Here is a 9,260-nt window from a genome sequence, read left to right on the forward strand (position 1 = left end):
GACAGGAGATGGTCCGATGAGCACGACCCGGCCCGGCGGAGAGGCGGCGGCCGCGCTGGACGGCGCGACCGTCGAGGTGATCCGCAACTACCTGGTCTCCGTCGGCGAGCAGATGCGCCGCACGCTGGTGCGGGCCGCGTTCAACCCCGTGATCTACGAGGTCCTCGACTTCGGCATCTCGATCTACGACCGGGACCTGGAGCTGATGGCCGAGGCCGCCGGGATCACCTCGTTCCTCGGCGCCAACGACCACGCGATCGTCAAGGGCGTCGAGTACGTGGGCCGGGAGAACCTCGCGCCGGGCGACGTCTACCTGCTCAACTACCCGTACTGGAGCGGCGCGCACTCCTACGACGCGATGCTGTTCGCGCCGGTGTTCCGGGAGGGCCGCGACGAGCCGTCCGCCTACCTCGCCGTCCGCGCCCACTGGATGGACCTCGGCGCGAAGGCCCCGGGCTACGTCCTCGACTCCACCGACATGCACCAGGAAGGGCTGATCTTCCCCGGCACGAGGATCGTGCACGGGGGCGAGGTCGTCCGCGACGTCGTCGAGCTGATCCGCTTCAACTCGCGGCTGCCGGACCTCACCGTCGGCGACTTCCACGCCCAGCTCGCCGCCCTGCGCACCGGGGAGAACCGGCTCGCGCAGGTCTGGGACAAGTTCGGCGGCGAGGTCGTGGACCGGGCCGTCAAGCAGATCATCGAGCACGGCGAGCGCGTCGCGCGCACGGCGGTCGCCGCCCTACCGGACGGCACCTGGACCGCCGCCGACTACTGCGACGACGACGGCATCACCGACGACCTGATCCGCATGGAGGCCAGGGTCACCATCGACGGCGACCGGATGGAGGTCGACTTCAACGGCTCGGACGGTGCCGTGCTCGGCCCGGTGAACCTCCCGATCGGGGCCACCGAGAGCCTCGCCAAGTCCACCTTCAAGGAGCTGACCACGCCGGACGAGCCGTCCAACGCCGGCCACTACCGGGCCCTGACCGTCAAGGCGGACCCGGGGAACTTCTTCCACGCCGTCTACCCGTCCGCGACCTTCACCCAGTGGAGCGGCATCGTCGCCTTCGAGCTGATCCACAAGGCGCTCGCGGGCGTCCTCGACTCCATCCCGGCCTCCTCCGGGGGCGACGAGCCCGGATTCATGGCCCTCGGCCACGACCCGCGCACCGGCGACGACTTCGTCATCAGCAACAACGAGGGCATCGGCTGGGGCGCGCGGCGGGACCACGACGGCGCCAACGCGCAGCAGCACCCGTCGCAGAGCGTGGTCCGCAACACCCCGATCGAGGTGCTGGAGCACAAGTCGACGGTCTTCCACGAGCGGCTGGAGCTGATCCCCGACTCCGGCGGCGCGGGCCGCTACCGCGGCGGCGTCGGCGTCCTGCGCGAGGTCCGCTACCTCGCCGACGGTGAGGTGCTGTCGATGAAGAAGAAGAGCAAGACGCGGCCGTGGGCGCTGCACGGCGGGCTGGAGCCCGAGCCCAGCGGGATGACGCTGTGGCCCGGAACCGACCGCGAGAAGCGGGTCGGCATGTACCGCGCCGCGATGCGGGCCGGCGACCGGTTCGTCAACCGCACCGCGGGCGGGGGCGGCCACGGCGACCCCCTCGACCGCGACCCCGCCGCCGTCGTCGCGGACGTCCTGGACGGCTACGTCACCGTCCAGGCCGCCGAGCGCGACTACGGCCTGGTCATCGCCCCCGACGGCTCCCACACCGAGACCCCGGCCCGCGCCGAACGGCGCCGGACGCAGCCCCCCGCCGATCGGCACGACACCTGACACCGTCCGCCCGGACACGTCCACGAAGGGGAGACACCAGTGCTCCACACAACTGTCACGGCCGGTGAGCCGTCGAGGACCAGGTGGTTCCCCGGTCCGCTCCGCATCCGCGGACGCGCCGGGCTGCGGCTGACGGCCGTCCTCGCGGCGGGGGCGCTCGCCGCCGCCGCGTGCGGCGGCTCCGGCGGCGGGACCTCCGCCCGCACCCAGACGCTGATCATCGCCGAGAACGAGCCGCCCGCGACGTTCGACCCCGTCCAGGCCGACAACTCCACGGTCGACGAGGTGGCCCGTCCCGCCTACGACACCCTCGTCAGGTACGACGCGAACAACAAGATCGTTCCGAGCGTCGCCACCGAGTGGAAGGTCTCCGGAGACGGCCGTTCCATCGACGTCACCCTGCGCGGGGACGTCACCTTCCACGACGGCGCGAAGCTCACCGCGGCCGACGTCCGGTACAGCCTGGACCGGATCAAGAAGCTGAAGGTGGGGGTCGCGTCGCTGCTGACGCCCTACGAGTCCACCACGGTCGCCGACGACACCCATCTGACCATCAAGCTGGCCCGGCCCTACGCCCCGATGATCCCGGCGCTGACCCGGGTGTACGTGCTCAACGCCAAGCTGGTCGGCGCGCACGAGGGCGACGACCAGGGGCAGAAGTGGCTCGCCACCGCCGATGCCGGCTCGGGCCCCTACAAGCTGACCGGCTACACCGCCAACCAGGAGGCCAAGTACACCCAGTACGCCAAGTACTGGGGCGGCTTCTCCGGCCAGGCCGAGAACGTCGTGTTCCGCTACCTGCCGCAGGCCGCGACGCAGAAGAGCTCGCTGCTGGCCGGTGACGTCGACATCGCGATGGACATCGACCCCAACGACTGGAAGTCCTTCGAGGGCAACGGCGGCTACAAGGTCGACAAGGCCGACACCAACGTCCAGCTCTACGTGTTCTTCAAGATGAAGGACTCGCCGGTGTCGAGCAGGCCGCTGCGTGAGGCGATCGCGTCCGCCTACCAGTACGACCAGCACCTCGGCTCGATCCTCAAGGGCGCCGGCAAGAAGGCGGTGGGCGTGCTGCCGTCCACGATGGCCTGCTTCGACTCGTCCACCCCCCAGCCGGCGTACGACGTCGCCAAGGCGCAGGCGGCGCTGAAGTCCGCCGGGCTCTCAGGCGTCTCCCTCACGATGACCTACCTCAAGGCGACCGCCGAGATGGAACAGGCCGCCACGCTGCTCCAGTCCGACCTGGCCAAGGTCGGGATCAAGCTGAAGCTGGAGGCGATCACCTACCCCGAGCACGTGGAACGGCTGAAGAGCAACAGGACCACGCCCGACCTGGCCATGATCTACGCCTTCCCGCCCAACCCCGACCCCGACTCGGTCCTGTACCAGCTCTTCGACTCCAAGTTCATCAACAACGGGCAGAACACCGGCGGTTACGACAACCCGAAGGTCGACTCGCTGGTCGAGAAGGCCCAGGCCCTCACCGATGAGAACGAGCGCTGCGGCCTCTACAAGCAGGCGCAGCAGCTCATCGCGGCCGACGTCCCGTCGGTCAACATGTCCAACCCGCAGACCGTGACCGTCCTGCGCAAGGGCGTCGAGGGCTACGCCTACCAGGCGTCGCACCACCAGACCGTCGACGTCTACGGCGTCAAGGTCGGCTGACCTGCCCGCGCCGGGCCCCCGGACCCGACAGGGACGCCGCGGGCCCGGCGCACCATCCATGAGATCTCCAGCGAGGGGAGGCACGGCATGGCGCGTTTCCTGCTGAGGCGGCTCGCCACCAGCGTCGTCGTGCTGTTCGGTCTTGGCGTCGTCACGTTCCTGATGACCCAGGTGCTGCCCGGCGACCCCGCGCGGGCGGCGGCCGGCCGGAACGCCACCGCCGAGCAGGTCGCCGCGGTGTCGGCGCGGCTCGGACTCGACCGGCCGATCTGGGAGCAGTTCCCGCGCTACCTCGGGAACCTCCTGCGGGGCGACCTCGGCACGTCGGTGTTCACCCAGCGCCCCGTCCTGGACGACATCGCCGGCGCGCTGCCGTCGTCGATCGAGCTCGTCCTCGCCGCGATGCTGATCAACGTGGCGGTCGCGGTGCCGCTCGGCGTGTACGCCGCCTACCGCCGGGGGCGCGCAGCCGACGTCGCGGCCCGGCTGATCGTGCTGTTCGGCGCCGGCGTACCGGTGTTCTGGCTGGGGCTGATGCTCCAGCTCGTGTTCGCCGACCGGCTCGGCGTGCTGCCCCTGACCGGGCAGCTCGGCTTCGGCCGCGAGGTACCCGAGATCACCGGCATGACCTCGCTGGACGCGCTGCTCGCCGGGGACCCGGCCGCGTTCGGCGACGCGGCATCCCACCTGCTGCTGCCCGCCGTCACGCTCGCGGCCGCGTTCGTCGCGGTGGTCGCCCGCACCGTCCGCTCCTCCATGATCAGCGTGCTGGACTCGGACTACATCACGCTGGCCCGCGCGACGGGGGCCTCGGAGCGCCGGGTGGTGGTCCGGCACGGCCTGCGCAACGCGCTCGTCCCGGTCAGCACCATCCTCGGCATGCAGCTCGGGTGGATGCTCGGCTCCACGGTGCTGGTCGAGTCGGTGTTCGGGCGCAAGGGGATCGGCGCCTACGCGGTCAACGCGGTCCTGCAAAACGACCTGTACGCGGTGATCGGCAGCGTGCTCGTGATCGGAGTGGTGTTCGTGCTGGCCAACATCATCGTCGACCTCGTCCAGCTCTGGCTCAACCCGCGCCTGCGCCAACCCGCGCGCGCACGCCCGGCTGCCGCCCCCGGCGGGGAGCCCCTGGAGAAGGGCGTCATGGAAGGGGCGGCATCGTGAAGACGGCCGTCGCCCCCACGACGAAGCGAGACCCCGCTACAGGACGCGGCAGGCCCGTGCTGCGGCGCCGGCGCGGGCGACCGGGCCGCATGTCCATCGTGGACCGGGCCGCGCTCGCGGTCGCGGCGCTGATGATCCTCGTCGCGCTCGTCGGGCCCTTCCTGGCACCCCACGACCCCTACGCGGTGGACCTCGGGCAGGCGCTGCACGCCCCCTCGGGCGCGCACTGGTTCGGCACCGACGCCAACGGCCGCGACGTCTTCAGCCGCGTCCTGTACGGCGCGCGGGTGTCGCTGCTCGCCACCGTCACCGTGATCGCCGTCGCCACGCTGATCGGCACCCTGATCGGCACGCTCGCCGCGCTCGGCGGGCGGGTCGTCGACGAGATCCTGATGCGGATCTGCGACATCGGCCTGTCCCTCCCGGCGATCATCCTGGCGCTCGGGCTCGCCGCCGCGCTCGGCCCCGGCCTGCGCTCCGCCGTGATCGCCCTCTGCCTCACCTGGTGGCCCGGGTACGCCCGGCTGGTCCGCACCCTGGTCCGCGACGTCCGGGACGCCGAGTACGTGGAGGCGGCCCGCACGCTCGGCGTCTCCACACCGCGCCTGGTGTTCCGGCACGTCCTGCCGAACTCCCTCGATACCCTCTACGTGCAGACGACGCTGGACGTGTCGGCGGTCATGCTCGTCATTTCCGGCCTGTCGTTCGTCGGGGTCGGCGCGCAGGTCCCCTCGGCCGAATGGGGCGCGATGATCGCCGGAGCCGCCGGGAACCTCACCAACGGCTGGTGGGCCGTCGCCCTCCCCGGCCTGGCGATCATGCTGACGGCGGTCTCCTTCAACCTCGTGGGCGACTGGCTCCGCGTCCGCAACGACCCGACGCTCCGCGGGAGGCGGCCATGAAGCCACTGCTGTCACTGCGGGACCTGCGCGCCGCCTTCCCCGGGCCGGACGGGCCCGTCGAGGTCCTGCGCGGAGTGGACCTGGACATCGCGGCCGGCGAGAAGGTCGCGCTGGTCGGCGAGTCCGGCTCCGGAAAGTCGGTCACGGCCCGGGCCGTCCTGCGGCTGGACCGCGACGCCGACCTCACCGGCCGCGCCACCCTGGACGGCGCCGACCTGCTCACGCTGTCCGAACGCGAGATGCGCGCCGTCCGGGGCGCCCGGATCGGGCTGGTCTTCCAGGACCCGCTCGCCTCCCTCAACCCGGTGATGACGATCGGCTGGCAGATCATGCAGCCGCTCCTCATCCGCGGCGTCCGCAGGAAGGAGGCCCGGCGGCGCGGCGTCGACCTGCTCGGCCGGCTCGGCGTCCGCGACGCCGACCGCCGCTTCGACGACTACCCGCACCAGTTCTCCGGCGGCATGCGCCAGCGCGTCGTCATCGCCATCGCGGTGATCGCCGAACCGGCGCTGCTCATCGCCGACGAACCCACGACCGCGCTCGACGTCCGGGTGCAGGCGCAGGTCCTGACCCTGCTGCGGGAACTGGCCGACGAACGCTCCATGGCCGTGCTGCTCATCACCCACGACCTCGGGATCGTGGCGGGCTTCGCCGACCGCGTCGTGGTCATGCGGCACGGCGCGCCCGTCGAGGAGGGCCCGGTCGACGAGATCTACGCCGAGCCGAAGCACCCCTACACGCGCGGGCTGCTGGCCTCGGTGCCGCGCATCGACGACGACCCGTCCCGCCGGCTCAGCACCGTCGATGACGTTCCGGCGGCCCTGGAAGGAGGCGCCCGATGACCGCCCTCAGCGTGCGGAACCTGGTGAAGAGCTACGGCGGCCGTCCGGTGGTGAAGGACGTCTCGTTCGACCTCGCGCCCGGCGAGGTGCTCGGCCTCGTCGGGGAGTCGGGCTCCGGCAAGTCGACGGTGGCCCGCTGCGTCGCCCGGCTGACCAGGCCGAACTCCGGCCAGGTCCTGCTCGGCGGCCGCGACGTGCTCGGCGCGTCCCACCGGGAGCTGCGCACGCTCCGCCGAGACGTCCAGATGGTCTTCCAGGACCCCTACTCGTCCCTCAACCCGCGGATGACCGCCGGCGCCCTGGTCGGGGAGGGGCTGCTCGTCCACGGCCTGGAACCGGACTCCCGCAGACGCACCGCGAAGGCCGCTGCGCTGCTGGAGACCGTCGGGCTCTCCGCAGCCGACGCGGTCCGTCATCCGCGCTCCTTCTCCGGCGGCCAGCGGCAGCGCATCGCGATCGCCCGCGCCCTCGCCGTCGAGCCGAAGGTGCTGATCTGCGACGAGGTCGTCTCCTCCCTCGACGTGTCCGTCCAGGCGCAGGTGCTCAACCTCTTCCGGGACCTGAGGGAGCGGCTCGACCTGTCGATCCTCTTCATCGCCCACGACCTCGCCGTCGTGCACTACCTGTGCGACCGCGTCGCCGTGCTCGACCAGGGCGTCCTGGTGGAGACCGGCACCCGCGAGGAGATCTACCGCAGCCCCCGGCACCCCTACACCCGTTCGCTGCTGGACGCCGTGCCCGTCCCGGACCCGGCCGCCGAACGCGCCCGCCAGACCACCTGAGGAAGGCACCATGGAAACCCTGCGGATGTTCGTCAACGGACAGGCCATGTCCGGCGGCTCGCTCAACGCGGCACTGGAGGGCGCCCGCTTCCTCGGCCCCGCCGAGACCGCGCCCCACTACCGCTTCTACTCCGTGCGCGACGAGTTCCCCGGCCTCCACCCCGTCCCGTCCGGCGGCCGGACGGTGCCCGGCGAGCTGTACGCCGTCACCTACGAGATCATGCGCGACCACCTGCTCCCCGGCGAGCCGCCCGAACTGGAACTCGGAGCGATCGAGCTCGCCGACGGCTCCGGCTCCCTGTGCATGCGGATGCGCGCCGAATCCCTGACCCTGCCCGGCGTGGTGGACATCAGCGACGCCGGCGGCTGGCGAGCCCACCTGGCCGCCCGGTGAGGCCCGACGTGGTGGTCCGCGGCGGCACCGTCGTCGAGGCGGGCTGGTCGGGACCGGCCGACGTGGTCATCGCCGGCGGCCGCGTCGCCGCGCTCGCCGCCCCCGGCACGGCGCCCCCCGCTCCGACCGTGGTCGACGCGACCGGGCGCCTCGTCATGCCCGGCGGCGTCGACCCGCACTGCCACGTCGGCTTCACCTCCGGCGACTTCACCTCGCTGGACGACTACCGCGCCTGCACCACCGCCGCCGTGCACGGCGGCACCACCACCATCGTCGACTTCGCGATCCCGCGCCCTGGCGAGAACCCCGCCGACGTCGCCTATGTCCAGCGCGCGAAGGCCGCCGAGGGCCTGTGCGACAGCGCCCTGCACGCCTGCGTCGTCCAGTGGGACGACACCGTCCCTGAGCAACTCGCCGGCCTCGTCGCGGACGGCGTCCCCACCGTCAAGATGTTCACCACCTACAGCGGCGAGACCATGGCCGACGAGGACACCGTCCTGCGCACCATGAAGACCCTCGCCGCCCTCGGCGGCATGGTCGTCATTCACTGCGAGGCCGACCACATCATCGGCGACGCCCAGCAGCGCGGCGCCGACGCCGGCCGGATCGGCGCCCCCCACATGGCCGCCACCCGCCCCGGCCTTGCCGAGACCGCCTCCGTTGCCGAGATCCTCGCGATCGCCGAGTCGGTGGACGCGCCCGTCTACTTCGTCCACCAGTCCACCGCGGAGGCCGTCGAACTCGTCGCCGCCGCCCGCCGCCGCGGCGTCCGCGCCTACAGCGAGACGGTCGCGCATCACCTCGTCCTGGACGACTCCGCCTACCGGGGCGACCACCCCGAACGCTTCGTGTGCTGCCCGCCCCTGCGCCCCGCCGACCAGGTGAGGGCACTCGGACAGCACCTGTTCACCGGCGAGGTCACCACCATCGGCAGCGACCACTGCTGCTACGACACCGCGCAGAAGGAGTCGCGCAGCGCCGACGTCCGCGCCATGCCCAACGGCCTCCCCGGTGTCGAGACCCGCCTCCCGGTCATCTTCTCCGAGTACGTGGTCCGCCGAGGCCTCCCGGTGACGCGCTTCGTCGAACTGACCGCCGCGAACCCGGCCCGCACGAACGGCCTCTACCCCCGCAAGGGCACCCTGCTGCCCGGCGCGGACGCCGACATCACCATCTGGGACCCGTCCGCCCACTGGCGGGTCACCGCCACAGCGCTCCACATGGCCACCGACTACACCCCCTACGAGGGCATGCACCTTACAGGCCGCCCGACAACGGTCATGGTCAGAGGCCGGATCGTCATCGACAACGGGACCCTCACCGATCCGACTCCCCAAGGCCGCCACCTCAAGGCCACCCTCACGTGACAGGATCGGGAGCTCAGGCGCGCAACCGGCCGCCATGCGCTTTGGGACCGTGAGCCGCTAGGCCTCGGTGACCAGTCCGCTGAGTTTCCCGGGCTCGACAGAGGCCAGCTTGTTCTCGTCCCCCGAAGCGTTCGCTGGCCAAGAAAGCGATGGCTCTGGTGCTCCTTGCGGCGGGCGTGGGCGACGATCGCGCCGATCATGATGACGACCAGGCCGGTCGCCGGGTGGGCGGCTCCAGCCCCCCAACGCCCGACCAACCCGTCAACGCTTGCCGGGTTGCTCGCCCGCATGGCCGTCATCACGCTCCTCGGTGCACGAGGCATCCCGTGGGCCACTGACGGCGCCTGCACCACGT

General features: G+C 71.8%; 8 protein-coding genes. All 8 read left to right on the plus strand.

All coding sequences use genetic code 11. The annotated features are described in order from the left end of the window. Positions 1 to 16 precede the first annotated feature (16 nt). Positions 17 to 1,789: a hydantoinase B/oxoprolinase family protein gene (locus BKA00_RS12540; RefSeq protein WP_185025066.1), complete on the plus strand. Its 1,773-nt coding sequence runs from the start codon at positions 17 to 19 to the stop codon at positions 1,787 to 1,789. Positions 1,790 to 1,828: 39 nt separating this feature from the next. Then, positions 1,829 to 3,454, plus strand: coding sequence for an ABC transporter substrate-binding protein (locus BKA00_RS12545; protein ID WP_185025067.1), 1,626 nt, complete (start codon positions 1,829 to 1,831; stop codon positions 3,452 to 3,454). A gap of 87 nt (positions 3,455 to 3,541) precedes the next feature. Continuing rightward, the gene (locus BKA00_RS12550; protein ID WP_185025068.1) at positions 3,542 to 4,618 is read left to right on the plus strand and encodes an ABC transporter permease; all 1,077 of its coding nucleotides are present in this window, start codon (positions 3,542 to 3,544) and stop codon (positions 4,616 to 4,618) included. After that, on the plus strand, positions 4,615 to 5,520 hold the full coding sequence (locus BKA00_RS38845; protein ID WP_185025069.1) for an ABC transporter permease subunit: 906 nt from the start codon (positions 4,615 to 4,617) through the stop codon (positions 5,518 to 5,520). Before BKA00_RS12550 ends, BKA00_RS38845 begins: the two co-directional genes overlap by 4 nt. Then, positions 5,517 to 6,362 carry an ABC transporter ATP-binding protein gene (locus tag BKA00_RS12560; protein ID WP_185025070.1) on the plus strand — a complete coding sequence of 282 codons (846 nt, stop codon included), beginning with the start codon at positions 5,517 to 5,519 and terminating at the stop codon, positions 6,360 to 6,362. The genes BKA00_RS38845 and BKA00_RS12560 overlap by 4 nt, the downstream gene beginning before the upstream one ends. Continuing rightward, entirely contained in the window at positions 6,359 to 7,144 is a 786-nt protein-coding gene (locus BKA00_RS12565; protein WP_185025071.1) for an ATP-binding cassette domain-containing protein, read from the plus strand. The genes BKA00_RS12560 and BKA00_RS12565 overlap by 4 nt, the downstream gene beginning before the upstream one ends. A 10-nt stretch (positions 7,145 to 7,154) precedes the next feature. Continuing rightward, complete coding sequence (locus BKA00_RS12570; RefSeq protein ID WP_185025072.1) at positions 7,155 to 7,538, plus strand: allophanate hydrolase-related protein; 384 nt, start codon at positions 7,155 to 7,157, stop codon at positions 7,536 to 7,538. Beyond that, positions 7,535 to 8,905 carry a dihydropyrimidinase gene (gene hydA, locus BKA00_RS12575; RefSeq protein WP_185025073.1) on the plus strand — a complete coding sequence of 457 codons (1,371 nt, stop codon included), beginning with the start codon at positions 7,535 to 7,537 and terminating at the stop codon, positions 8,903 to 8,905. Before BKA00_RS12570 ends, hydA begins: the two co-directional genes overlap by 4 nt. Positions 8,906 to 9,260 lie beyond the last annotated feature (355 nt).

It is taken from the genome of Actinomadura coerulea (assembly GCF_014208105.1).
Classification (GTDB): domain Bacteria; phylum Actinomycetota; class Actinomycetes; order Streptosporangiales; family Streptosporangiaceae; genus Spirillospora; species Spirillospora coerulea.